This is a genomic window from Bordetella pseudohinzii (assembly GCF_000657795.2).
GTDB classification, from domain to species: Bacteria; Pseudomonadota; Gammaproteobacteria; order Burkholderiales; family Burkholderiaceae_B; genus Bordetella; species Bordetella pseudohinzii.
The window spans coordinates 273310-298298 of the sequence record NZ_JHEP02000002.1; the positions used below are offsets into that span (position 1 = coordinate 273310).

23 protein-coding genes are annotated in these 24989 nt (G+C 66.1%); 14 read left to right on the forward strand and 9 right to left on the reverse strand.

Going from position 1 to position 24989, the window contains the following annotated elements; translation table 11 throughout:
• Nucleotides 1–73: 73 nt before the first annotated feature.
• A complete protein-coding gene (gene argE, locus L540_RS03455; protein WP_043212594.1) occupies nucleotides 74–1225 on the reverse strand; it encodes an acetylornithine deacetylase in 1152 nt (383 codons plus the stop codon).
• A gap of 149 nt (nucleotides 1226–1374) precedes the next feature.
• Between argE and L540_RS03460 the strand changes: the two genes are divergently transcribed.
• On the forward strand, nucleotides 1375–2679 hold the full coding sequence (locus tag L540_RS03460) for an MFS transporter (RefSeq protein ID WP_043212592.1): 1305 nt from the start codon (nucleotides 1375–1377) through the stop codon (nucleotides 2677–2679).
• 16 nt (nucleotides 2680–2695) lie between these two features.
• Here the strand turns inward: L540_RS03460 and L540_RS03465 are convergent, their stop codons facing one another.
• Nucleotides 2696–4939 (reverse strand): RelA/SpoT family protein, encoded by a 2244-nt coding sequence (locus L540_RS03465; RefSeq protein ID WP_043212590.1) that lies wholly within the window; start codon nucleotides 4937–4939, stop codon nucleotides 2696–2698.
• A 203-nt stretch (nucleotides 4940–5142) separates the two neighbouring features.
• Here L540_RS03465 and L540_RS03470 point away from each other — a divergent pair, with 203 nt between their 5' ends.
• Both L540_RS03470 and L540_RS03475 read left to right on the forward strand, forming a co-directional pair.
• A complete protein-coding gene (locus tag L540_RS03470; RefSeq protein WP_043212588.1) occupies nucleotides 5143–5976 on the forward strand; it encodes a M90 family metallopeptidase in 834 nt (277 codons plus the stop codon).
• A complete protein-coding gene (locus L540_RS03475) occupies nucleotides 5973–6488 on the forward strand; it encodes a flavodoxin family protein (RefSeq protein WP_043212587.1) in 516 nt (171 codons plus the stop codon). Before L540_RS03470 ends, L540_RS03475 begins: the two co-directional genes overlap by 4 nt.
• A gap of 31 nt (nucleotides 6489–6519) precedes the next feature.
• Here L540_RS03475 and L540_RS03480 read toward each other — a convergent pair whose 3' ends face one another.
• The gene (locus tag L540_RS03480; RefSeq protein ID WP_043212585.1) at nucleotides 6520–6873 is read right to left on the reverse strand and encodes a RidA family protein; all 354 of its coding nucleotides are present in this window, start codon (nucleotides 6871–6873) and stop codon (nucleotides 6520–6522) included.
• 36 nt (nucleotides 6874–6909) lie between these two features.
• On the reverse strand, nucleotides 6910–8085 hold the full coding sequence (gene pncB, locus L540_RS03485) for a nicotinate phosphoribosyltransferase (RefSeq protein ID WP_043212584.1): 1176 nt from the start codon (nucleotides 8083–8085) through the stop codon (nucleotides 6910–6912).
• A 159-nt stretch (nucleotides 8086–8244) separates the two neighbouring features.
• Between pncB and fdxA the strand changes: the two genes are divergently transcribed.
• The 11 genes from fdxA (at nucleotide 8245) to L540_RS03540 (ending at nucleotide 19251) form a co-directional block, all read left to right on the forward strand.
• Nucleotides 8245–8568, forward strand: a complete 324-nt coding sequence (gene fdxA / locus L540_RS03490; protein WP_043212583.1) for a ferredoxin FdxA — start codon at nucleotides 8245–8247, stop codon at nucleotides 8566–8568.
• A gap of 35 nt (nucleotides 8569–8603) precedes the next feature.
• On the forward strand, nucleotides 8604–9401 hold the full coding sequence (locus L540_RS03495) for a ferredoxin--NADP reductase (protein ID WP_043212581.1): 798 nt from the start codon (nucleotides 8604–8606) through the stop codon (nucleotides 9399–9401).
• A 136-nt stretch (nucleotides 9402–9537) separates the two neighbouring features.
• Nucleotides 9538–10764, forward strand: a complete 1227-nt coding sequence (locus L540_RS03500) for a polyhydroxyalkanoate depolymerase (protein WP_043212579.1) — start codon at nucleotides 9538–9540, stop codon at nucleotides 10762–10764.
• Between the two features lie 51 nt (nucleotides 10765–10815).
• The gene (gene rsxB, locus L540_RS03505) at nucleotides 10816–11463 is read left to right on the forward strand and encodes an electron transport complex subunit RsxB (protein WP_043212577.1); all 648 of its coding nucleotides are present in this window, start codon (nucleotides 10816–10818) and stop codon (nucleotides 11461–11463) included.
• A 30-nt stretch (nucleotides 11464–11493) separates the two neighbouring features.
• Nucleotides 11494–12129, forward strand: coding sequence for an endonuclease III (gene nth, locus L540_RS03510; protein WP_043212576.1), 636 nt, complete (start codon nucleotides 11494–11496; stop codon nucleotides 12127–12129).
• A gap of 212 nt (nucleotides 12130–12341) precedes the next feature.
• Nucleotides 12342–13115, forward strand: a complete 774-nt coding sequence (locus L540_RS03515) for an ABC transporter ATP-binding protein (RefSeq protein ID WP_043212574.1) — start codon at nucleotides 12342–12344, stop codon at nucleotides 13113–13115.
• On the forward strand, nucleotides 13112–13822 hold the full coding sequence (locus L540_RS03520; protein ID WP_043212572.1) for an ABC transporter ATP-binding protein: 711 nt from the start codon (nucleotides 13112–13114) through the stop codon (nucleotides 13820–13822). Before L540_RS03515 ends, L540_RS03520 begins: the two co-directional genes overlap by 4 nt.
• Before the next feature lie 55 nt (nucleotides 13823–13877).
• The gene (locus L540_RS03525; protein WP_043212569.1) at nucleotides 13878–15092 is read left to right on the forward strand and encodes an ABC transporter substrate-binding protein; all 1215 of its coding nucleotides are present in this window, start codon (nucleotides 13878–13880) and stop codon (nucleotides 15090–15092) included.
• Between the two features lie 90 nt (nucleotides 15093–15182).
• The gene (locus L540_RS03530; protein ID WP_043212568.1) at nucleotides 15183–16070 is read left to right on the forward strand and encodes a branched-chain amino acid ABC transporter permease; all 888 of its coding nucleotides are present in this window, start codon (nucleotides 15183–15185) and stop codon (nucleotides 16068–16070) included.
• Nucleotides 16067–17050, forward strand: coding sequence for a branched-chain amino acid ABC transporter permease (locus L540_RS03535; RefSeq protein WP_043212567.1), 984 nt, complete (start codon nucleotides 16067–16069; stop codon nucleotides 17048–17050). The genes L540_RS03530 and L540_RS03535 overlap by 4 nt, the downstream gene beginning before the upstream one ends.
• A gap of 101 nt (nucleotides 17051–17151) precedes the next feature.
• Entirely contained in the window at nucleotides 17152–19251 is a 2100-nt protein-coding gene (locus L540_RS03540; protein WP_043212565.1) for a phosphocholine-specific phospholipase C, read from the forward strand.
• A gap of 6 nt (nucleotides 19252–19257) precedes the next feature.
• Here L540_RS03540 and L540_RS03545 read toward each other — a convergent pair whose 3' ends face one another.
• The 5 genes from L540_RS03545 to L540_RS03565 all read right to left on the reverse strand — a co-directional run bounded on the left by L540_RS03545 (nucleotide 19258) and on the right by L540_RS03565 (nucleotide 24978).
• Nucleotides 19258–19998: an ABC transporter ATP-binding protein gene (locus tag L540_RS03545; protein WP_043212562.1), complete on the reverse strand. Its 741-nt coding sequence runs from the start codon at nucleotides 19996–19998 to the stop codon at nucleotides 19258–19260.
• Nucleotides 19995–21830, reverse strand: a complete 1836-nt coding sequence (locus tag L540_RS03550; RefSeq protein WP_053073158.1) for a branched-chain amino acid ABC transporter ATP-binding protein/permease — start codon at nucleotides 21828–21830, stop codon at nucleotides 19995–19997. Before L540_RS03550 ends, L540_RS03545 begins: the two co-directional genes overlap by 4 nt.
• Before the next feature lie 3 nt (nucleotides 21831–21833).
• On the reverse strand, nucleotides 21834–22871 hold the full coding sequence (locus L540_RS03555; protein ID WP_043212560.1) for a branched-chain amino acid ABC transporter permease: 1038 nt from the start codon (nucleotides 22869–22871) through the stop codon (nucleotides 21834–21836).
• Between the two features lie 163 nt (nucleotides 22872–23034).
• Nucleotides 23035–24198, reverse strand: coding sequence for an ABC transporter substrate-binding protein (locus L540_RS03560; protein WP_043212557.1), 1164 nt, complete (start codon nucleotides 24196–24198; stop codon nucleotides 23035–23037).
• A gap of 228 nt (nucleotides 24199–24426) precedes the next feature.
• Nucleotides 24427–24978 carry a biotin transporter BioY gene (locus tag L540_RS03565; RefSeq protein WP_043212555.1) on the reverse strand — a complete coding sequence of 184 codons (552 nt, stop codon included), beginning with the start codon at nucleotides 24976–24978 and terminating at the stop codon, nucleotides 24427–24429.
• Nucleotides 24979–24989: the final 11 nt, after the last annotated feature.

Below are 24989 nucleotides of genomic sequence, written 5' to 3' on the forward strand. Positions count from 1 at the left end.
GGCGCCGGTTTAGCAACCTGACATTTTACCCGAGCATGACAGGGCCGGGGCGGCCCGCCCGCCCGGGCGACGATCAGAGCGCCTGGCCCAGCTTGCGCAGGAAGGTTTCACAGTCGGCGAGCTGGTCCAGCGCCACGTATTCATCGGGCTTGTGGGCCTGTTCGATATGGCCCGGACCACAGACCACGGTCGGGATGCCTATGCCCTGGAACAGGCCCGCTTCGGTGCCATAGGCCACTTTGCGCGTGCCGCGGTCGGCCGTGAGCGCGCGGACCAGCTGGGTGATGGCCGCCTCTTCGGAGGCCTCCAGGCCGGGCGCCGAGGCGCCCCGCTCGATGTCGATGGCGGCCTCGCCGAACTCGGCGCGCATGCGCGGCAGCAGGGTTTCGGCGACATAGCGCTCGACCTGGGCCTGGATCTCGTCGGCCGGCATCCCCGGCAGGTTGCGGAACTCGTAGGAGAACTCGCAGAATTCCGGAATGGTATTGACCGCGATACCGCCCTGGATCTGGTTGGTGGTCATGGTCGAGAAAGGCACGTCGTAGAACTGATCGTAGGGGCCATTGGCCTTGAAGCTGTCGGCCAGGTCGCGGATATGGCAGATCAGGCGGGCCGCGTATTCGATCGCGTTGCAGCCGCGCGGCGTCAGCGACGAGTGGGCCGCCTTGCCGTGCACCCGGCAGCGGAACAGATTGATGCCCTTGTGCGCCACCACGACCTGCATGCCGGTCGGCTCGCCCACGACACAGCCCTCGGGGCGGATACCGCGATCGTGCAGGTCCGCGATCATATAGGGCGCGCCGGCGCAGCCGACTTCCTCGTCATAGGAGAATGCCAGGTGGATGGGCTTGGCGCGCCGCATGGCGAGGTATTCCGGCACCATGGCCAGCGCCACGGCGATGAAGCCCTTCATGTCGCAGGCTCCCCGCCCATAGAGACGGCCGTCGGCCTCGACGAGCTTGAAAGGATCGGTCGACCATTCCTGGCCGTCGACGGGCACCACATCGGTATGCCCCGACAGCACGATGCCGCCCTGGGTATTGCCATCGGCCGCCGGCAGGGTGGCAAAGAGATTGGCCTTGGTCCGCTCGGCGTTGTGCACCAGCCAAGCCTCCACACCCTGCTGCTTGAGCCAGTCGCGGGTGGTCTCGATGAGGGCCAGATTGGAATTCCGGCTGGTGGTATCGAAGCCGACCAGGGTCTGCAACCAAGTGCGCGCGTTCATTTCGCCTAACCTTGAGAAAAACCCCAAGTTTAGGCCAGCTGCCCAAAGTGTGCCGGGCCTATTTGGGTATGACGGCGGCCCGGCACGGACATTTGGCCGTTTTCCCCCTAAAATCGCCCCCTTCTGGCCCCCTCCCCTAAGGATTCATCGTGCAGCAGCATGCAGTTCCCACCCGCAATATCGTGGCCGCCGTCATCGGCAATGCCTTGGAGTGGTATGACTTTCTGGTCTTCGCCTTCATGACGCCCATCATCGCGAAGCTGTTTTTCCCTGTCGATCCCAGCGTGCCCGGCAGCGAACTGAACTCCATCCTGATGACCACGGCCATTTTCGGCGTGGGCTTTTTCATGCGCCCCGTGGGCGGCATCCTGCTGGGCCTGTACGGCGACCGCAAGGGACGCAAGGCCGCCATGGTGATGGTGACTTCGCTGATGGCGGTGTCCATCGCCCTGATCACCGTCGCCCCGACCTATCATGCCGCGGGTATTCTGGCCCCGATTTTCATCCTGATCGCGCGCCTGCTGCAGGGCTTTTCGGCCGGCGGAGAATTCGGCACGTCCACCGCCCTGCTGATCGAAATGGCCCCGGACCAGCGCCGCGGCTTTTACGGCTCCTGGCAGATGGCCGGCCAGATGCTGGCCCTGCTCATCGGCGCGGCCTTCGGCACCCTGATCACCGAAATCTTCACGCCCGAGCAGATCGAGGCCTGGGCCTGGCGCCTGCCCTTCGCCTTCGGCCTGGTGATCGTGCCCATCGCCATCTACATCCGCCGCAACGTCGATGAGACCGCCGTCTTCAAGCGCATCCAGGCCCAGGCGGCCGAAGCCCCGGCCCAGCGCCTGAGCCTGGGCCAGATGCTGGCCCGCCACACGCGCGAAACCCTGATCGGCGTGGGCCTGGTCGTGACCGCCACGGTGTCGATCTACATCACGTTCACCTACCTGGTCACCTTCTCGACCAAGATCCTCAATCTGCCCATGAGCGAAACCTTCCTGGTGCAGATGGCGGGCGCGGCCGTGATGGTGGTGCTGACGCCCTTCATGGGCGCCTGGTCCGACCGCATCGGCCGCCGCCCCCTGGTGATCGGCTCGCTGATCGGCTACCTGGTCGTGCTCTACCCGCTCTATGCCTGGCTGACCGACGCTCCCTCGATCGGACGGCTGCTGACGGTCCAGCTGGTGGTCTGTCTCTTCGTCTCGGCCTTCTTCGGCGTGTTCAGCACCGTGATGGCGGAACTCTTCCCGGCGCGGGTGCGCTCGGTCGGCCTGTCGCTGGCCTATAACGTGGCGGTGATGATTTTTGGCGGCTTCGCCCAGTTCATCGTGACCTGGCTCATCAAGACCACGGGCTCGCCGATGGCGCCGGCCTACTACGTGATGTTCGGCGTGGCCCTGGGGCTGACGGCCGCTTTCTTCATCGAAGACAAGTCCGGGCGCCGCCTGGACGAGCACTGAGCCGCCGCGCGCCCGCCTAGCGGCGGGCGGCCGAGGAGACGCCCGTCACCTCGCGCAGGGCGTCCAGCGCCTTTTGCAGGCTGTCGCCGCCGCGCACCTCAACCGTGAACACCATATGGGCAAGCGATTGCTTGCTCTGGGTGTTCACGCCCACCACATTGAGCCTCAGGCGGGCAAAGACTTCGGAGAGGTCGCGCAGCAGGCCGGAACGGTCATGGGCGCGCACGCTGATATCCACCGGATAGAAGCTATCCGAGGTATTGCCCCATTCGACGTCGATGACACGCTCGGGCTCGCGCTCGGCCAGCGCCTTAAAGCTGTGGCAGTCGGCGCGATGGATGGACACGCCGCGCCCGCGGGTCACAAAGCCCTGGATGGCATCGGGCGGCGCCGGCCGGCAGCAGCGCGCCAGCTGGGTCAGCAGCGAGCCGACGCCAACCACCAGCACCCCGCTCTTGCCGGTCTTCTCGGCGCTGTCGGCGCTGCGCGCATGGGTGAGCACCGGCGGCGGATCGGCCGCCGGCGCCGGCTGCTGGAACACGCTGTCGATCTGGCGCAGGCTGAATTCTTCCTTGGCCGCGGCCACATAGAGATCATCGGCCTTGGCGAAGCCCAGGCTCTGCGCCAGCTGCTCCTGGTTGACGGCGGTCTTGCCCAGGCGCTGCAATTCTTTTTCGACCAGGGCCTGGCCCTGGGTGATCCGCTGCTGCAGCTCGATGGCATTGAACCAGAGCCGCACCTTGGCGCGGGCCCGGGGGCTGGCCAGGTAGCCCAGCTGGGGATTGAGCCAGTCGCGCGAGGGCCCGCCGGATTTCGCGGCGATGATCTCGACGGTCTGGCCGGTGGACAGGCGGGTCTGCAAAGGCACCATCTGCCCATCCACCCTGGCGCCCCGGCAGCGGTGGCCCAGGTCGGTATGCAGGTGATAGGCGAAATCCACCGGGGTCGCGCCCACGGGCAGCTCGATCACGCGAGCCTGGGGCGTGAGCACATAGATGCGGTCTTCGCCCTGGCGGGCGGCCGAACGCGGCGCGGCCTTGGCGGCGGGCGGGTTTTCCTTGGCCGCCTCGACATCGCTGTTCCAGGCCAGGAGCTGCCGCATCCAGGCCAGCTGGCGGTCATAGTCGCTGGACGCCGCCACCTGGCCGCCCCGCGCGCCGGCCTCCTTGTAGCGCCAGTGCGCCGCCATCCCGTACTCGGCGAACTGGTGCATTTCATGGGTGCGTATCTGCACCTCGAAGGCACGGCCGTCCTGGTCGGCCACCACGGTATGCAGCGAGCGGTAGCCATTGGGCTTGGGGCGCGAAATATAGTCGTCGAACTCTTCCGGCAGCGGGGTCCACAGCTCATGGACCAGGGCCAGGGCCGCATAACAGTCGCGCACATCGTCGACGATGATGCGCAGCGCCCGCAAGTCGTACATCTGGGAAAAATCCAGCCCCTTGAGGCGCATCTTGTTCCAGATGCTGTAGATATGCTTGGGCCGGCCGCTGACCTCGCCCTTGATGCCGGCGCGCGCCAGCGCGGCCTGCATGCGTCCGATGGCATCGGCGATAAAGGCTTCGCGCTCGACGCGCTTTTCTTCGAGCAGCTTGGCGATCTCCTTGTAGCGGACGGGATCAAGGAAGCGGAAGGAGAGGTCTTCCATTTCCCATTTGAGCTGCCAGATGCCCAGCCGGTTGGCCAGCGGGGTGTAGAGATCCAGCGTCTCCTGCGCAAAAGCCGGGCTACAGGGCGTCTTGGTTTCGGCATGCCAGCGCAGGCTCTGCAAACGCGAAGCCAGACGCATCAGCACGATGCGCAGGTCGGCCGCCATGGCCAGCAGCATCTTGCGCTGCATTTCTTTCTGGGAACCCGTATCGGCCGCGCTGTCGCTGGCCTGCCGGGCCACGATGCCCAGGCGCAGCAGGGCGCGCGCGCCCTGCACCAGCCGGGCCACTTCGGCGCCGAACTCCGCGGCCACCGGGTCATTGCGCAAGGCGGGCGCCGGGGCGCTCAGATCGGTCGGCAGCGCGGCGAGCAAGGCGGCCGCGCGGGTCGCCGCGTCGGTATGCAGGTCGGCCAGGATGCGCGCCGCCCCCGCGGCGTGGCGGGCCAGGCTCTCGCCGGTGAGCGCCACCTGATCGCCAAAACGCGGCAGCGCCCAGGCGGCCGCGCGCGCCAGCAGGGCCGCGCCGGCCTCGTCCAGGCCGGCGCTGGCCGCCTGGCGCCAGGCCGGGTCAAAGGGCTCGGGCAGCGAAGACTCTACGGTGGCGGACATGATCGGCGCGGCAGTGACTCGAGAAAGACAATGAAACGGCTATGTGGCCGGGCCCCCTGAGCCGGTCTTGAAGGCCATGACGGGAGCGGACTACAACAAGCAATGAAAGCCCGTCGGTGCCCGACATTTTAGAAATATTTCGCACACTCTACACTAGCGTTGGCCAAGCCCGCCTGCCAGGCGGGATAGAAGGGAATATGGATATGCTGAGATGGTTGGGCGGGCGCGGCGCCAGCGCCGATGAAGTCCGCGCGATGCAGGCGCGCATCCCGGAGCCGCTGTGGCGGGACGTGCTGGCGGCGCATCCGTTTTTCGCCGCGCTGGATGATGCCGAGCTGCAGGAACTGCGGACGCGCGCCGCCTGGCTGCTGGCCAGCAAACAGATCAATGGCGCGGCCGGCCTGGCGCTCACCGACTTCATGCGCCTGTCGATCTGCGCCCAGGCCGCGCTGCCCATCCTCAAGCTGGACCCGAGGCTCTACGAAGGATGGGAAGAAATCATCGTCTATCCCTCGGGCTTTGCCATCCCGCAGACCGTGCAGGACGAAGATGGCGTGGTGCATGAATACCTCGAAGAAGCCGCCGGGCAGGCCTGGGACGGCGGTCCGGTGGTGCTTTCCTGGGATGATGCCGCCAACGCCGACGGCGCCTTCAATGTGGTGATCCACGAATTCGCCCACAAGCTGGATCTTCAGGCCGGTATTGCCGATGGCATGCCCGAGCTGGCCGCCCATCCCGATCTGCGCCCGCGCCAATGGCGCCATACGCTGGAAGACTGCCTGGCGCGCTTTCGCCAGGCCCTGGACGAGATCGAGGCGGCCATCCCGCCGGATGTGGATCCCGAAAGCCCCGAGGCCGATGCCTGGTACGGGCAGTTGCCCTTGGATCCCTACGCGGCCAGCGACGAGGCGGAATTCTTCGCGGTCAGCTCCGAGCATTTTTTCGCCGACCCCTGGGCCCTGGCCGAGACCATGCCGCAATGGTATGCGCTGCTGCGCAGCTATTACCGGCAAGACCCCATGGCGAGGCTGTCATGAAAGAACTGCTCATCGTGTGGCACTCGCGCACGGGCGCGGCGCGCCAGCTGGCCGAGGCCTGCGAAATCGGCGCCCTGAAGACGGCCGCGGAACTCGGCCATGACGATGATTTCCGCGTGCGGCGCCTGCAGGCCCATGAGGCGCAGGGACCGGACCTGATCGCGGCCGACGGCTTTCTTTTCTGCGCGCCCGAGAACCTGGCCAGCCTGAGCGGCGAAATGAAGGACTTCTTCGACCGCAGCTATTACGCCGTCCTGGAGCGCCTGGCCGGACGGCCCTATGGCGTCGCCGTGAGCGCCGGCAGCGATGGCGAAGGCGCGGTGCGCCAGCTCGAACGCATCTGCACCGGCTGGCGGCTGGCGCGGATCGCCCCCGCGCTCATCGCGCGCAATGGCGCGCAGACACCCGAGGCCATCCTGGCTCCCAAGCATCTGGACCAGGGCGCCAGGGCCGGCGCGGAAGAATTGGGGGGATTGCTTGCGGCCACCCTCTTGCTGGGGGCCGACGCCTGATGCCGGAAAGGCACCAGGCGGGCTGCGCGCATCAGGCGATGGCGGCGGTCACGACGATTTCGACTTTGTAGTCGGGGTTGGCCAGGCGGGCCTCGACGGTGGCGCGCGGGGGCGAGTTGCCGGCCGGCACCCAGGCGTCCCAGGCCTTGTTCATGCCGTCGAATTCCTTCATGTTGGCCACGAAGATCTGGGCCATCAGGATCTTGGTCTTGTCGGTGCCGGCCTCGGCCAGCAGGCGGTCGATAGTCGCCAGGACCTGCTCGGTCTGGCCGGTGATGTCCAGCGCGGCGTCGTCGGGCACCTGGCCGGCGAGGTAGGCCACGCCGTTGTAGACGGCCATGTCGGACAGGCGCTTTTCAACGTTGAAGCGCTTGATGCTGCTCATAAACTTCCCCTTAGCGGATGGAGATGAAAAAAGATATCAGGCCGGCGGCAACTGGAAGACCTGTCGCAGATAGGCCAGATAGGCCGGATCATCGCTCATGGTCTTCTCGGGCGCATCCGAGACCTTGGCAACCGGCTGACCATTGCAACGGACCATCTTCATTACGATCTGCAAGGGCTGGTGCCCCAGGTCATTGGTGAGATTGGTGCCGATCCCGAACGATACCTTGCAGCGGCCCGCGAACTGGCGGGCCAGCTCGATCGCGCGCGGGAAGGTCAGCGAATCGGAGAATACCAGGGTCTTGGTGCGCGGATCGACGCGATTCTTGCGGTAATGCTCCAGCAGGCGCTCGCCCCAGACAAAGGGGTCGCCGGAATCATGGCGCGCGCCGTCGAACAGCTTGCAGAAATACATGTCGAAGTCGCGCAGGAAGGCGTCCATGCCATAGACGTCGGACAGCGCGATGCCGAGGTCGCCACGGTATTCCTTGGCCCAGATCTCGAGCGCGAAGACCTGCGAGTCGCGCAGCCGCGGCCCCAGGGCCTGGCAGGCCTGCAGATATTCGTGCCCCATGGTGCCCAGCGGCAGCACGTTGTGCTGCATGGCGAACAGCACATTGCTGGTGCCGGCGAAATGCGGCCCCATCTGGGCCTTCATGGTGGAGACCACTTCTTCGTGCCAGCGCTTGGAAAAACGGCGCCGCGTGCCATACTCGGCCACGCGGAAATCGGCCAGCGCCGGGTCGTCCAGCACCAGGTGCATCTTGGACTGCAGGCGCTTGCGGCCCTCTTCCCAGTCGGGATTGGGCTGCATATTGCGGAAATAGACCTCGTTGACGATGGCCAGCACCGGGATCTCGAACAGGATGGTGTGCAGCCAGGGGCCTTTCACGGTAATGGAGATCTCGCCCGGCTCCTTGCCCTCGCCGATGGCAATGCAGCGCTCCGGCAGATGGAACAGGCCCAGGAAATCGACAAAATCGCTCTTGATGAAGCGCAGGCCGCGAAGATAATCCAGCTCTTCGTCGGTGAAACGCAGCTGGCACAGCTGATGCACCTCCTGGCGGATTTCGTCCAGGTAGGGGCGCAGATTGACCCCCGGCGTGCGGCACTTATAGCGATATTCGACCTGGGCGGCCGGGAAATGGTGCAACACCACCTGCATCATGGAAAACTTGTACAGGTCGGTATCGAGCAGCGAAGTGATAATCATGATGCTTGGGGGTCTATTTGCGGCAACCATAGCATATCGGGCGTTTCTCCCGTCCCGGACACCCTGCCCGCTTCCCGGGTTATCGTGCCCCGCGGCCCCGCTCGGGTAAAATCCGATTAGACAAAGCACCAGCCCCGCCCGATCCCGGAGTTACCCAGAATGACCCACGTTGTTACCGAAAACTGTATCAAGTGCAAATACACCGACTGTGTCGATGTTTGTCCGGTGGACTGTTTTCGGGAAGGTCCGAATTTCCTGGTGATCGACCCGGACGAGTGCATCGACTGCGCGGTATGCATCCCGGAGTGCCCGGCCAACGCCATCTACGCCGAGGAAGACGTCCCCCAGGATCAGATGAAGTTCATCGCCCTGAACGCTGAGCTGTCCGGCGAATTCGCCAGCATCAGCCGCGCCAAAAAGCCCTTGCCAGACGCCGACCAATGGAACGGCGTGCAGGACAAGCTGCAGCATCTCGAACGTTGAGCCCGCGCGCGACCGCGCCGCGGCCGCGCCCTGCCATGACCGATAGCAAATACACACGCCAGACCGTCACCGATGTCCGCATCTGGGTCCCCGGAAAGCTGCTTTCCCTGCGGCTGACGCGCGACCCCCAGTTTGAATTCCTGCCGGGGCAGTTCGCCCGCCTGGGCCTGCCGGCGCAGGCCACGCCGGACGCCGAGCCCACCCTCTGGCGCGCCTACTCCATGGTCAGCGCCCCGGGCGAGGAGGGGCTGGAGTTCTATTCCATCGTCGTCCCCGAGGGCGAGTTCAGCCCGCGCATGGCCGCGCTGCGCCCAGGCGATGCCCTCTATGTCGAGAAGAAACCCTACGGCTTTCTGACCCTGGACCGCTTCGAGCCCGGCGGCTCGCTCTGGCTGCTGGCCTCGGGCACGGGCCTGTCGGCCTATCTGTCCATGCTGCGCGACCCGGCCACCTGGCAGCGCTTCGACCGCATCGCGCTGGTGCATGGGGTGCGCCAAGCCGAAGAACTCGCCTATCGCGAGGAAATCGAGAACCTGCACTTGCGGCCCGACCTGGCGCCGTATTTCGCGCAAGGGCCGGACAAGCTGCGCTATCTGCCCGTGGCCACGCGCCAGACCCTGCCCGGGGTGCCGCGGGAGCGGCTGACCACGCTGCTGGCCGACGGCCGGCTGGAAGCCCTGCTCGACGAGCCGCTGGATCCGGCCCGCGTGAAAATCATGCTTTGCGGCAACCCCGGCCTGCTGGCCGATGCGCGCAAATTGCTGGCCGAACGCGGCTTTGCGCCGGGTCGGCGGGGGATTCCCGGCAATCTGGCGGTCGAAAACTACTGGTAATCGGGTCCGGAACACCTGGGGCCGGTGCTTTTTCACAACAAACCCGACCGCCTCCCGGCCTCAAACCAGACATTCTCGAAATACCGTTATAGTCCCCGGCAATAATAAGCCACCGGTTCTCTAGGATTCCTGCCAGATGCTGTACGAATTGCACGAAATGCAGCGGGCCTTTCTGCGGCCCGTGGCCGCTTTCACAGACGCAAGCTCGCAACTCTTCTCCAGCCCCTACAGCCCCCTGGCCTATACCCCCCTGTCGCGCCAATTGGCCGCCAGCTGCGAACTGCTGCACCGCATCGGCAAGGAGTACCAGAAACCCGCCTGGGGCCTGGAGAGCACGGCGATTGACGGACGCGCGGTCAAAGTGCTGGAAGCGGTGGCGCTGGACAAACCCTTCTGCCGCCTGGTGCATTTCCAGCGCGACCTGCGCCGCACGGCCGCCCGCAAGGATCCCCGCGTGCTGGTGGTCGCCCCGCTGTCCGGCCACCACGCCACGCTGCTGCGCGACACGGTCCGGGCCCTGCTGCCGGCGCACGATGTCTATGTGACGGACTGGGTGGATGCCCGCATGGTCCCGGCCTCGGCCGGCCCCTTCCACCTGGACGATTACGTCCGGTATATCCAGGATTTCATCCGCCACCTGGGCCCCGACCTGCACGTCATCTCGGTCTGCCAGCCCACGGTGCCGGTGCTGGCGGCGATCTCGCTGATGGCCGCCGCCGACGAGCCGGTCCAGCCGCGCAGCATGGTCATGATGGGCGGGCCCATCGATCCGCGCGAATCCCCCACCCAGGTCAACAATCTGGCGACCACCAAGCCCTATTCCTGGTTTGAAACCCAGCTGATCCACGCCGTGCCGCTGAACTACCCGGGCGCCGGCCGCAAGGTCTACCCCGGTTTCCTGCAGCATGCGGGTTTCATGGCCATGAACCCGGACCGCCACCTGCAATCGCACTACGAGTTCTACCTGCACCTGCTGCGCGGCGACAACAGCGACGCGGCCGCGCACCGCCGCTTCTACGACGAGTACAACGCGGTGCTCGACATGCCCGCCGAGTTCTATCTCGACACCATACGCACGGTTTTCCAGGAATTCCGCCTGCCCGAGGGCAGCTGGCTGATCGACGGCGAGCGGGTGCGCCCGCAGGCCATCAAGAAGACCACGCTGCTTACCGTGGAAGGCGAACTGGACGACATTTCCGGCCAGGGCCAGACCCGCGCGGCCATCAGGCTCTGCAGCGGCATCCCCGCGGCGCGCAAGACGCATTACACGGTGCAAGGCGCGGGACACTACGGGATATTCTCGGGCCGGCGCTGGCGCGAACTTGTCTGCCCTAAAATCGCTGAATTCATCCGTCAGTCCTGACGGGCCCCGCAACGCCATGCCAACGGGCCCGCGGGGCCCGTTTCTCTTTGTATGCCGCTCTCACTCACCGACCGCATCGACGCCGTACTCCCGCAGACGCAATGCACGAAATGCGGCTACGACGGCTGCCGGCCCTATGCCCAGGCCATCGCCGAGCAGGCCGCGCCGATCAACCGCTGCCCGCCCGGCGGCCAGGAAGGGGTCAAGACGCTGGCCGCCCTGCTGGCCACGGCGGAACTGCCCCTGGACCTCACGCGCGGCGAACCCGGCCCGCTGCTGGTCGCGCGCATCGACGAGGCGCACTGCATCGGCTGTACGCTGTGCATCCGCGCCTGTCCGGTCGATGCCATCGTGGGGGCCAACAAGCGCATGCACACCGTGCTGCCGGCGCTGTGCAGCGGCTGCGACCTATGCGTGGCGCCCTGCCCGGTCGATTGCATCGACATGGTGCCCGCCGGCCGCGCCTGGACCGAGCAGGATGCCCAGGCCGCGCGCCAGCGGCATGCCGAGCGCGCGGCCCGGCTGGCGCGTGAAACCGCCGACAATGCCCGCCTCATGGCCGACACCCCGGCCGCGCCCGAAGCGCCGGCCGAGACCCCACCCTCGACCGAGCCTTCCGCCCAGGCCGAAGCCCAGAAGCGCTCGGCCATCGAGGCCGCGCTGGCGCGCGCCCGCGCGCGCCGCGGCCAACGCCCCTGACGCAGGGCCCACCCGTCCGCCGAATCCACCATGAACGCCGCCAAACGACGCGAAATCTTCGAGCGCCTGCAAGCCGCCAACCCGCATCCGACCACCGAACTGGAATACGACACGCCCTTCCAGCTGCTGATCGCGGTCTTGCTGTCGGCCCAGGCCACGGACAAGTCCGTCAACATCGCCACGCGCAAATTCTTCCCCCGGCATGGCACGCCGCGGGGCATGGTGGACCTGGGCGAAGCCGGCCTGACGGACTTCATCAAAACCATCGGGTTGTTTCGCACCAAGGCCAAGAACGCCATCGCCACCAGCCGCATCATCCTGGAGCAATATGGCGGCGAGGTGCCGCAAAGCCGCGAGGCGCTGGAAGCGCTGCCGGGCGTAGGCCGCAAGACGGCCAACGTGGTGCTCAACACCGCCTTTGGCATGCCCACGATGGCGGTGGACACGCATATCTTCCGCGTCTCGAACCGCACGGGCCTGGCGCCGGGCAAGAATGTGCTGGAAGTGGAACTCAAGCTGGAAAAAGTCGTTCCTGCCGAATTCAAGCAGGACGCCCACCATTGGCTGATCCTGCATGGCCGCTATATCTGCGTGGCGCGCAAACCCAAGTGCCCGCAGTGCGGCATTTCGGACCTGTGTGAGTTCAAGTCCAAGACACCCGCCTGACGGCGCGCGGGCGGCACGGGAAATCGTTCCGATTGCTGCGTTGCGATGACAGCATGTAACCGCCGCCATCCCTCGCGCCAAGCGCCAATGTCGCCAAACTGACAATCGCGCATTGCGCAGCGCAAAACCTATGAAAAACCCTCATGGAATTTGGGGGATCAGGTATCGCATACTCGCCGCAACTTATAAAAAAGCCATGCGGGTACAGCGTAATGGACGATACGATCCTGGAGACAAAAGGGTTGACCAAGGAGTTCCGCGGCTTTGTCGCGGTCAACAACGTCGACCTGCGCGTCAAGCGTGGACAAATCCATGCTCTCATCGGCCCCAATGGCGCCGGTAAAACGACCTGCTTCAATCTGCTGACGAAATTCCTGTCGCCGACCTCCGGCAGCATCCGTTTCAATGGGCAGGACATCACGCGCGAGCGGCCGGCCCAGATCGCGCGGCGCGGCGTCATACGCTCGTTTCAGATCTCGGCGGTGTTCCCGCATCTCACGGTGCTCGAGAACGTGCGCCTGGGCCTGCAGCGCAAGACCGGGCTGTCCTACCATTTCTGGCGCAGCGAAAGCGGTCTGCGCTATCTCAATGAACCGGCGCGCGCGCTGCTCGATCAGGTCGACCTCGGCGGTTTCGCCGATGAGGTCACGGTCAACCTTCCGTATGGCCGCAAGCGCGCGCTGGAGATCGCCACCACGCTGGCCATGGAGCCGGAGCTGATGCTGCTGGACGAACCCACGCAGGGCATGGGCCACGAGGACGTCGACCGCGTGACCCAACTCATCAAGCGGGTGAGCGCCGGACGCACCATACTCATGGTCGAGCACAACATGAACGTGGTGTCGTCCATCGCCGACACCATCACCGTGCTGGCCCGCGGGGCCGTCCTGGCCGAAGGGCCCTACGCGGAAGTCTCGCGGCATCCCGCCGTCATGCAGGCCTATATGGGCACGACGGATGGCGAATTGCAAGGAGCTCATGCATGAGCGCGCCCGCCCTGGAAATCAGCAATCTGCAGGCCTGGTATGGCGAGTCGCACATCCTGCATGGCGTCAACCTGAGCGTCTCGCAAGGCGAGGTCGTCACGCTGCTGGGGCGCAATGGCGCCGGCCGCACGACCACGCTGCGCGCCATCCTGGGGCTGACCGGATCGCGCACCGGCTCGGTGCGCATCCATGGCACCGAGGCCATCGATCTGCCCACCTACCGGATCGCGCATCTGGGCGTGGGCTATTGCCCCGAAGAGCGCGGCATCTTCGCCAGCCTGTCCTGCGAAGAAAACCTGCTGCTGCCGCCGCCGGTAGGCGCGCTGGGCGGCGGCATGTCGCTGGCCGAGATCTACGAGATGTTCCCCAATCTGCATGAGCGCCGCCACTCTCCCGGCACGCGCCTGTCGGGCGGGGAGCAGCAGATGCTGGCCGTGGCGCGCATCCTGCGCACCGGGGCCAATCTGTTGCTGCTCGATGAAATCTCCGAAGGCCTGGCCCCGGTCATCGTGCAGGCGCTGGCGCGCATGATCACCGCCCTCAAGGCGCGCGGCTACACCATAGTCATGGTCGAGCAGAATTTCCGTTTTGCCGCCCCGCTGGCCGATCGTTTCTACGTCATGGAACACGGCCAGATCGTCGAACACTTCGGCGCGGCCGAACTATCCGAGAAACAGGACACGCTCAACGAATTGTTGGGCGTCTGAGAACACCTGTCCCCCACCGGCCCGCCCGGTTCCACCACAGGAAGAGGAGTCTCCCATGAAGTTGCACACCATCACTGCTGCACTGGCCCTTGCCGGCCTGGGAATCACCGGGCTACCCGCCCAGGCTCAAAGCATTTCCGATGATGTCATACGCATCGGCTTCATCACCGATATGTCGGGCGTGTACTCGGACATCGACGGCAAGGCCGGCGTCGAAGCCATCCGCATGGCCATCGAAGACGCGGGCGGCAACATCAATGGCAAGAAGATCGAGCTGGTCTCGGCCGATCACCAGAACAAGGCCGACGTCGCCTCGGCGCGCGCGCGTGAATGGTTCGACCAGCAGAAGCTGGACGTGCTGATCGGCGGCACCAACTCGGCCACCAGCCTGGCCATGGCGCAGGTCGCCGCCGAAAAGAAGCGGCCCTTCATCGCCATCGGCGCCGGCGCCTCCGACCTGACCAATGCGCAGTGTTCGCCCTATACCGTGCACTATGCCTACGACACCGTGGCGCTGGCGCGCGGCACGGGCTCGGCGGTGGTGAAGGATGGCGGCAAGAGCTGGTTCTTCCTGACGGCCGACTACGCCTTCGGCCATGCGCTGGAGCGCGACACCGCCAACGTGGTCAAGGCCTCGGGCGGCGAGGTCAAGGGCCAGGTCCGCGCGCCGCTGGGCGCTTCTGATTTCTCGTCCTTCCTGTTGCAGGCGCAAAGCTCCAAGGCCCAGATCCTGGGCCTGGCCAACGCCGGCGGCGATACCATCAACTCGATCAAGGCCGCCAACGAGTTCGGCATCACCAGCAGCATGAAGATGGCCGGCCTGCTCATCTTCATCAATGACATCCACTCGCTGGGCCTGGAAGCCACCAAGGGCATGTACCTGACCGACGGCTGGTACTGGGATCAATCGGATGCCTCGCGCGCCTGGTCCAAGAAGTTCGAAGCCAAGGTCAACCGCAAGCCCTCCATGCTGCAGGCGGCTGACTACTCGGCCGTGAGCTTCTACCTGAACGGCGTGAAGGCCACCGGCAGCGACGACGCCGACACCGTCATGAAGTGGATGAAGTCGAACAAGATCAACGACTTCTTCGCCCAGGGCGGCTATGTGCGCGAAGATGGCCGCATGATCCACGACATGTATCTCATGCAGGTCAAGACGCCCGCCGAGTCCAAGGCGCCCTGGGACTATTACAAGGTAGTGGCCACGCTGCCCGGCGACCAGGTCTACACCAAGCTGTCCGAATCGACCTGCAAGCTGGTCAAGAAGTAAACCGCCCCACCCAAGCGCGGCCTTGCCCGACCGGCAAGGCCGCGTCGCTCATCGCAACGACTACCATCGCTCGCGCAGGACTCTTACAAGATGACTGATATTTTCGGCATCCCCATACAGGCATTGCTAGGGCAACTGCTGCTTGGTCTGGTCAACGGTTCCTTCTACGCCATGCTCTCGCTGGGGTTGGCGGTCATTTTCGGCCTGCTCAACGTCATCAATTTCGCCCACGGCGCGCTCTACATGCTGGGCGCCTTCCTGGCCTGGATGGGCTTGAGCTATCTGGGCCTGAACTACTGGGTCATGCTGATCCTCGCGCCCCTGGTGGTGGGCCTGTTCGGCATCGTCATCGAGCGCCTGCTGCTGCGCCACCTCTACAAGCTGGATCACCTCTACGGCCTGTTGCTGACCTTCGGGCTGACGCTGCTGATCGAAGGGCTTTTCCGCAGTGTCTACGGCGTCTCCGGGCAGCCCTACCCGACGCCGGAACTGCTGCGCGGCGCCACCAACCTCGGTTTCATGATCCTGCCCATCTACCGCGGCTGGGTGGTGGTCGCCTCCATCGTGGTCTGCCTGGCCACCTGGTTCGTCATCGAACGCACGCGCCTGGGCGCCCTGCTGCGCGCCGGCACCGAGAACCCGCGCCTGGTCGAGGCCTTTGGCGTGAACGTCCCGCGCATGGTCATGCTGACCTATGGATTCGGCGTGGCGCTGGCCGGCTTTGCCGGCGTGCTGGCCGCGCCCGTGCTGCAGATCTCTCCGCTGATGGGGTCGAACCTCATCATCGTGGTCTTTGCCGTGGTCGTGATCGGCGGCATGGGCTCCATCATGGGCGCCATCGTCACCGGCCTGGGGCTGGGCGTGATCGAAGGCCTGACCAAGGTGTTCTGGCCCGAAGCCTCCAGCACCGTCGTTTTCATCATCATGGCCATCGTGCTCCTGCTGCGTCCGGCCGGGCTGTTTGGAAAAGAAAAATGAACCGTCAACTTCTGGGCTATCTCGCCGTCGCGATCGTCGTGGGCGCCTTGCCGTTTTTGGGCGTCTATCCGATCTTCGCCATGAAGGTGATGTGCTATGCGCTGTTTGCCTGTGCCTTCAATCTGCTCCTGGGATACACGGGGCTGCTGTCCTTCGGGCATGCCGCCTTCCTGGGCAGTGCGGCCTATGCCGCCGGCCAGGCCTTGAAGGTCTGGGGCTGGCCCACCGAGCTGGGGCTGCTTTTCGGGGTGCTGACGGCCGCGCTGCTGGGCCTGGTGATGGGCGCCCTGGCCATCCGCCGCAGCGGGATTTATTTCGCCATGATCACCCTGGCCCTGGCGCAGATGGTGTTCTTCTTCTTTCTGCAGGCCAAGTTCACCGGCGGCGAAGACGGTCTGCAAGGCGTGCCGCGCGGCAAGCTGCTGGGCATGATCGACCTGTCGCAGGATATCAACCTCTACTACCTGGTCATGGCGATCTTCGCCCTCGGCTATTTCATCATTTGGCGCGCGGTGCATTCGCCCTTTGGCCAGGTGCTCAAGGGCCTGCGCGAAAACGAACCGCGCGCCATTTCCCTGGGCTATGACACCGATCGCTTCAAGCTGCTGGCCTTCGTGCTGTCGGCCGCCATCGCCGGCCTGGCCGGCGCCACCAAGACCCTGGTCTTCGTGTCGGCCACCCTCTCGGACGCCACATGGCAGATGTCCGGCCTGGTCATCCTCATGACCTTGATCGGCGGCCTGGGAACCCTCACCGGCCCCATCATCGGCGCCTTCATCGTGGTGTTGCTGGAAAACAAAGTCGGGGACTTCGGCCAGTTCATGGCCAATCTGACGGGCGTGGACTGGTTCCTGCGCCTGGGCGAATCGGTCACCATCGTCATCGGCCTGATCTTCGTGATCTGCGTCATGGCCTTCCGCCGCGGCCTGGTGGGCGAATTCAGCGCCTGGCTGGAGCGGCGCCGCGCCGCGCGCGCCTGACACACCGCGCGGCCCCCGCGGGCCCTCACCTGTTTGTCAGCCTGCGCGCGGTATGCTGGCCATCGCCCGCCAGGCCTGGCGGCGCCTGACGGAGACCGGCCATGAAAACCCGACGTGATTTCCTGCGCAATACGGCCATGGCCGGCACCGCCCTGGGCCTGTTCCCCGGCGTCATCCGCCGGGCATTGGCCATCGAGCCGCGCCGCCGCAGCGGCACTATCGAGGACGTCGAACATATCGTCGTCTTCATGCAGGAGAACCGCTCCTTCGATCATTATTTCGGCACCCTGGCCGGCGTGCGCGGCTTTGGCGACCGCTTCCCCATCCCCGTGCCCGACCAGGCAGGCCGGCGCGATGCCACGGTCTGGAATCAGCTCAACGATGAAGGCGCGCCGCGCGTCCTGAGGCCCTTCCGGCTGGATACCGAGCGCATCTTCGAGCTGATGCGCGTCAAGGGCACGCCCCATACCTGGTCCAATGCCCAGGACGCCTGGGACATGGGGCGCATGCACCGCTGGCCGGTCTTCAAGCGCGATCATTCCATGGCCTACTTCGCGCAGGGCGACCTGCCCTTCCAGTTCGCCCTGGCCCGGGCCTTCACGGTCTGCGACGCCTATCACTGTTCGTTCACGGGCGGCACCAACACCAACCGGCTCTTCGCCTGGAGCGGCAGCAACGACGGCCTGGGCCGCGGACATGGCCCGGCCCTGGGCAATACCTATAACAAGCTGTCGGGCGGCGATCCGGCGCGCGCCTACACCTGGACCACCTACCCCGAGCGCCTGGAGCGCGCCGGCATCAGCTGGCGCATCTACCAGGACATGAAGGACAACTATTCGCTCAATCCGACCGCGGGCTTCAAGGCCTACCGCGACGCCCATCAGGGTCTGCCCGGCGCCCTGGCCGCCCTCAAGCGCGAAGCCCTGAGCACCCATAGCCTGGAAAGCCTGGAGGCCGATGTGCGCGCCGGCCGGCTGCCGCAAGTCTCCTGGATCTGCGCCACCAAGGCAGGCTCGGAACATCCCAGCCCGTCGAGCCCGGCCCAGGGCGCCGACTACACCGCGCGCGTGCTGCATGCGCTGACCGTCAATCCCGACGTCTGGAGCAAGACGGTGCTGCTGCTCATGTTCGACGAGAACGACGGCTTTTTTGACCATATGCCGCCGCCCGCGCCGCCCTCGCGGGATCCAGGCCAGGCGCATGCCCAGCTGGCGGGCGCCTCCACGGTGGACACCACGGGCGAATATCACGAGATCGTCGCCGGCGCGGAGGAGGATGATTTTCCGCGACTGCGCGGCAGCCCCTATGGCCTGGGGCCGCGCGTGCCCATGTATGTCATCTCGCCCTGGACGCGGGGAGGCTGGGTCAACTCGGAGGTCTTCGACCACACCTCCATCCTGCGCTTCATCGAGCGGCGCTTCGGCGTGGCGGAGACGAATATCTCGGCCTGGCGCCGCGCCGTCTGCGGCGACCTGACTTCCATCTTCGATTTCCGCGCCGAGCCGGCACCGCCCCCCGCCGGGCTGCCGCCCACCGAAACCCTGGCCCGGCGCGCGGCCGGCCTGCACGGGACCACCGTGCCGCCGACGCCGGACGATCCCCCCCCGGCCAGCCAGGAGGCCGGCACGCGGCCTTCCCGCCCCCTGCCCTATGCCCTGCATGTGCAGGAGCGCCTGGACGCCCGCGGCATCGAACTGGAATTCATCAACGACGGCCGCGCCGGGGCTGTCTTCCATGTCTATGACCGCCTGCATATGGAGGGCCCGCCGCGCCGCTACACGGTGGAGGCGGGCAAGCGCCTGCGCGACGTCTGGACGCAAGGGCGCCACGATCTCTGGATACTGGGCCCCAATGGCTATCACTGGCGCTACGCCGGCCGGATGGCCGTCGAGATCCGGCTGGCCTATCTGCCCGAGGCCGGGATGCTGCGGCTTACCGCCGTCAACCGCGATGCCCAGCCGCGGCGCCTGCGGCTGGCCGGCCAGACCTATGGCGACCTGGCGCGGCAGACGCTGCGCCTGGCCCCCGGCGAAGAGGTCTCCCTGCAATGGAATGTGGCGGCGGCGGGCCGCTGGTACGACGTGGAGGTCGACAGCCCGGATGACGCGGACTTTTATCGCCGGCTGGCCGGCCGCATGGAAAACGGCCAGCCGTCCGTGTCGGATCCCGCCATGGGCGGGCCGTTGCGCCTGAAGGTGTAAGCCGCCTCAGTGCTGCTTGCCCAGGCCCAGATAGCTCTCGATCACGCGCGGATTGCCCGCGAGTTCGCGCGCCGGGCCGTGCAGGATGATTTCGCCGGTTTCCAGCACATAGCCATAGTCCGCCACCTGGAGCGCGGCGCGCGCGTTCTGCTCGACCAGCAGGATGGCCACGCCGGTCTCGCGCAGGCGCGCGATGATGTGGAAGATCTCGCGCACGATGCGCGGCGCCAGGCCCAGGCTGGGCTCGTCCAGCATGAGCAGCTGCGGCTTGGCCATCAGCGCGCGCCCCACGGCCAGCATCTGGCGTTCTCCGCCTGACAGCGTGCCCGCCTGCTGGGCGCGCCGCTCGCGCAGGCGCGGAAAAAGATCGAAGACCTCTTGCAGCGTGTCGCGCCAACCCGCCTCGCGGGCGCGATAGCGGCGGAAACCGCCCAGGAGCAGATTGTCCTCCACGGACATGCTGCCAAAGAGCTCGCGGCGCTCGGGCACCAGCGACATGCCCGCGGCCACGCGGCGCTCGACCTGCCAGCCCGAGACGTCATTGCCGGCGTACTGCACCGCGCCGGCCGCATGGCCGGTCTGGGGCAGCGAGCCCATGATGGCATTGAGCATGGTGGATTTGCCGGCGCCATTGGCGCCGATCACGGTCACGATGCTGCCGGCCTGCACCTGCAGCGCCGCGTCGGTCAGCGCGCCCACCTTGCCATAGCGCGCCGACAGGCCGCGCACCTCGAGAACGGCGCTCATTGCACACCTCCGGCGGTGGCCGGGGCGCGGTCGGCCTCGGGCAGATCGTCGTCGATGCCGCCCAGATAGGCTTCCAGCACGGCGGGGTTCTGCTGGACATCGGCCGGCACGCCCTCGGCCAGCTTGGTGCCGAAATCCATGACGACCAGGTGATTGGTCAGGCGCATCACAAAATCCATATCGTGTTCAACCAGCAGGATGCTCAGGCCTTCGGCGCGCAATTGCTCCAGCACCTGGGCCAGTTCCTGTTTTTCCTTGTAGCGCAGGCCGGCGGCCGGCTCGTCCAGCAGCAGCAGCACCGGATCGCAGGCCAGGGCGCGCGCGATTTCCAGGATGCGCTGCTGGCCCAGCGCCAGATTGCCCGCTTGCTCATAGAGATAGTCGCCCAGCCCCACCCGGCGCAGCTGCGTGGCGGCTTCGTGCAGCAACTGGGCTTCGCGGCCGCGCTCGCTGTGCAACGCGCCGGCCAGCACGCCCACGTCCGACCGCATGTGGGCGCCCAGCGCCACGTTTTCCAGGACCGTCATGGTCGGCAGCAGCTGCACGTGCTGGAAGGTGCGGCCGACGCCCAGCTGGGCGATGGCGCGCGCCGTCAGCCCATCCGTGCGCTGGCCCAGGAATCGCACCTGTCCGCGCGTGACCGGCAGCACGCCGCTGATGAGGTTGAAGGTCGTGCTCTTGCCCGCGCCGTTGGGGCCGATCAGGCCCATGATCTCGCCGGCGCGCACCTTGAAGCTGATGTCGTTGACGGCGACCAGGCCGCCGAACTCCTTGCGGATGGCATCGACCTCGAGCACCAATTCGCCCGCGGCCGGACGCTGGCGCTGCGGCAAGGCCGCGGCCTCGGGCGGCGGCGCCAGGCTGCGGCGCGAGGCGGCCGCGCCGCTCAGGCGCGCCCACCAGCCCGCGAAGATGGGCCACAGGCCCTGGCTGGCGTACTGCAGCACCAGGATCATCAGCACGCCGAAGGCGATGAGCTCGAAATTGGCGTCGGTATTCAACAGCTTGGGCAGCCAGTTCTGCAGCTGGTCTTTCAGGCCCAGGATGACGGCCGAACCCAGCACCGCGCCCCAGACATGGGCGGCGCCGCCGATCACGGCCATGAAGAGATACTCGATGCCGTAGTTCAGGCCAAAGGGGCTGGGGCTGACCGCGCGCTGCATATGCGCATAGAGCCAGCCCGACAGGCAGGCCAGCAAGGCGGCCCAGACGAAGATGATGATCTTGTAGCTGCCGGTGTTGACGCCCATGGACTCCGCCATGCCCGCGCCGCTCTTCAAGGCGCGGATGGCGCGCCCCGGCCGGGAATCCAGCAGGTTGCGCGTCGCCCACAAGGCCAGCAGCACCAGCACCCAGATGAGGTAATAGATGTGGCGGCCGCTGGCCAGCGACATGCCGAACAGCGACACGGGCTCGATGCCCGCGATGCCGTCATGCTTGCCCAGGAAGTCGAGGTTGCCGAACAGGTAGAACAGGGACAGGCCCCAGGCGATGGTGCCCAGCGGCAGATAGTGGCCGGACAGGCGCAGGGTGATCAGACCCAGAAAGAACGCCACGGCCGCGGTGATGAGCAGCCCGGCCGCCAGGGCCAGCCAGGGAGAGGTGCCGTATTGCGTGGTCAGGTAGGCGGTGGTGTAGGCGCCCAGGCCGACAAAGGCCGCCTGGCCGAAACTCGTCAAGCCTCCCACGCCGGTCAGCAGCACCAGGCCCAGGGCCACGAGGCTGGCCAGGCCGATATAGTTGAGCTGGGTGATCCAGAACTCGGGGGTGGCCGACAGGGCCGGCAGCGCGGCCAGCACGATAATGAACAGGGCGAGCAGAATGCGGTTCATGGCTTATTCCTCTTCGTCCACATGACGGCTGCTGAACGAACGCCAGACCAGAACCGGAATGATCAAGGTAAAGACGATGACTTCCTTGTAGGCGCTGGCCCAGAAGGAGGAGAAGGCCTCCAGCACGCCCACCAGCAGCGAGCCGGCGGCGGCCACCGGGTAGCTGGCCAGGCCGCCGATGATGGCGCCGACAAAACCCTTCAGGCCGATGAGAAAGCCGGTGTCGTAATAGACGGTGGTGATGGGCGCGATCAGCATGCCCGACATGGCGCCGATGGCCACGGCCAGGGTAAAGGTCAGGCTGCCCGACATGGTGGTGCTGATGCCCATCAGGCGCGCGCCGCGGCGGTTGACCGCCGTGGCCCGCAGAGCGCGGCCATACAGCGTCTTGCCGAAGAACAGCCACAGGGCCAGGATGAGGATGGCGCAGGTCGCGACCACGAAGAAGCTTTGCGCCGACCAAGTGGTGAAACCCAGGTCGATCTGCCCGCTCACGAAGGCGGGCGTGCGCCAGCCTTCGGCGCCGAAGAACACCAGGGCCAGGCCCATGAGGGCGAAATGCACGGCCACGGAAGTAATGAGCAGGACCAGCACGCTGGCCTCGGCCAGGGGCTGATAGACGATGCGGTACACCATGGGGCCCATGGGGATGACCAGCACCAGGGTCAGCAGCATGTTCAGCCAGAGCGAATTGCCGGGGGCCGCATACGACGTCGCGATCCAGAGCAGCAGCAAGGGCAGGACGATATAGCCGGCAAGGCTTTTGGGCAGCGAAGACCACAGGCCGGTGCGCGCCGCGCGCAGCAGTTCGAACAGAAAGGCCAGGCCGCCGAGCAGGACCAGCAGGTAGACCGTGCCGGGTATCCGGCCATCGACCAGCATGGCCAGCGTCAAGGCGCCGAATGCGACGAATTCGCCTTGAGGAATGAAAATGACGCGCGTGACGGCGAACACCAGCACCAGTGCCATGCCCAGCAGGGCATAGATGGCGCCGTTGACGATACCGTCTTGCAGCAAGATGAGCGCAATTGAGGAATCCATCGAACTACGACCTTATGTACGACTTGTGGTTCTTCGTGTCCCGGCCCCACCTGGGACACTGCGAATACGACACACCGGCCCGTGAGGCCGGTGCGTGATGAAGCAGCCGCGATACTACGTCAGCCGGGCGGGCGCTGCCGCGAACAGCGCCGCCTGGAAGGATTTACAGATCGGGCTGGTAGGTCCACTTGCCGTCTTTGACCTTGACCATGACGCGCGAACGCTCGTCAAAGCCGGCGTGGTCGGTCGGGCTCATGTTGAACACGCCCTGCGAGACGGCGAGGTTCTTGACGTTTTCCAGCGCGTCGCGCAGCGCGGCGCGGAACTCCGGCGTGCCGGGCTTGGCGCCGCTCTTGACGGCTTCGGGGATGGCCGCGACGATGAGCTGGCCCGCATCCCACATATGGCCGCCGAAGGTGTTGACCGAACCGGCGCCATGGGCTTTTTCATAGGTCTGGACATACTCCAGCGCTGACTTCTTGACCGGGTTGCTGTCGGGCAGCTGGGCCGCCACCAGCAGCGGGCCGGCCGGCAGGAGCATGCCTTCGCAGTCCTTGCCGCAGACGCGCAGCACGTCATTGTTGGCCGCGCCGTGGGTCTGGAAAATCAGGCCGCCGTAGTTGCGCGCCTTCAGTTCCTTCTGCGGCAGCGCCGAGGGCGTGCCGGCGCCGGCGATCAGGATGGCATCGGGCTTGGCGCCCACCAGCTTGAGCACCTGGCCGGTGACGCTGGTGTCGGTGCGGCTGTATTTCTCGATGCTGGTGATCTGGATACCCTTGGCCTTGGCGGCCGCCTCCATCACGGCCAGCCAGCCGTCGCCGTAGGCGTCGGCAAAGCCGATGAAGCCCAGCGTCTTGACCTTGGACTTGACCATGGCGTCGGCCAGGGCGCTGGCCATCAAGGCATCATTCTGGGGCGTCTTGAAGACCCAGCGGCGCTTGTCGTCCACCGGCTCGACGATCTTGGCGCTGGCGGCCACGCTGATCATGGGGACCTTGGTTTCGGCGGCCACGTCGACCATGGCCAGCGAACCCGGCGTCACCGACGTGCCGACCAGCACATCGACCTTGTCTTCGGAAGCCAGTTTGCGCGAGTTCTTGACGGCCTGCGTGGTGTCGGTGGCGTCGTCCAGCACGATCCATTCGATCTTCTGGCCGGCGACTTCCTTGGGCAGCAGCGCAACGGTGTTGCGCTCGGGGATGCCCAGCGAGGCGGCCGGACCGGTCGAGGCAACCGTGACGCCGACCTTGACCTGCGCGCTCGCGAGGAGCGGCAGACCCAGGGCGAGGGCGGCGGCAACCGCCGACAAGCCAAAGTGCTTGCGCATGATTTTTGTCTCCTGTGGTGGCCCAAGATGCCCAGGGAGCGGGCGAAAGGCCTGTTTAAAGTTATACAGAAAAAAATATTATAGGGTTAAAAGAGTATCAGGACACGTCCGAGAATGTCCCGGTATCTACCCTAGGATGGGCCCCTATCCATCCAAACAAATGCATTTGATAATGGCGAATTGTCTCCGGAAGACAGTCAGACGTCTTTCCGGGAAATCCCGGGGATTTCAGCGCCGCAGCATGGGCCAGACGCGCTCGACGCGCCAGGCGACCCAGGAGGCCACGGCCGCCTTGGCCAGGTCGCCGGGCAGGAACACCACCATGGCCATGGCGGCCTTGCCCAAGCCCATCTGGGTCACGGCGGCCAGCCAGGGCACGCCGATGGCATACACGGCCGCGATGCCGCCCAACAGGCAGGCCAGCACATAGGCGCCCAGGGCGCGCCACATGCCGCCGCGGACCAGCGCGCGGGCGACCAGGCCCGCCACGATGACGCCCAGCAGCATGCCCACCAGAAAGCCGCCCGTGGGCCCGGCGAACACGCCCAGGCCGCCGCGGCCGCCGGGCAGCACCGGCAGGCCGATGGCGGCCAGCGCCAGGTACAGCAGGCAGGCCGCCGCGCCGCGCCAGGGGCCCAGCATGACGCCAGCCAGCATCACGCCCAGGGTCTGGAGCGTGACGGGCACGGGAATGCCCGGCAGCGGAATGGGCGGCATCAGGCTCAGGACTACGATCAGCGCGGCAAACAGCGCCGCCAGCACCAGGTTCTTGCTCGTCATGCGTCTTTCCC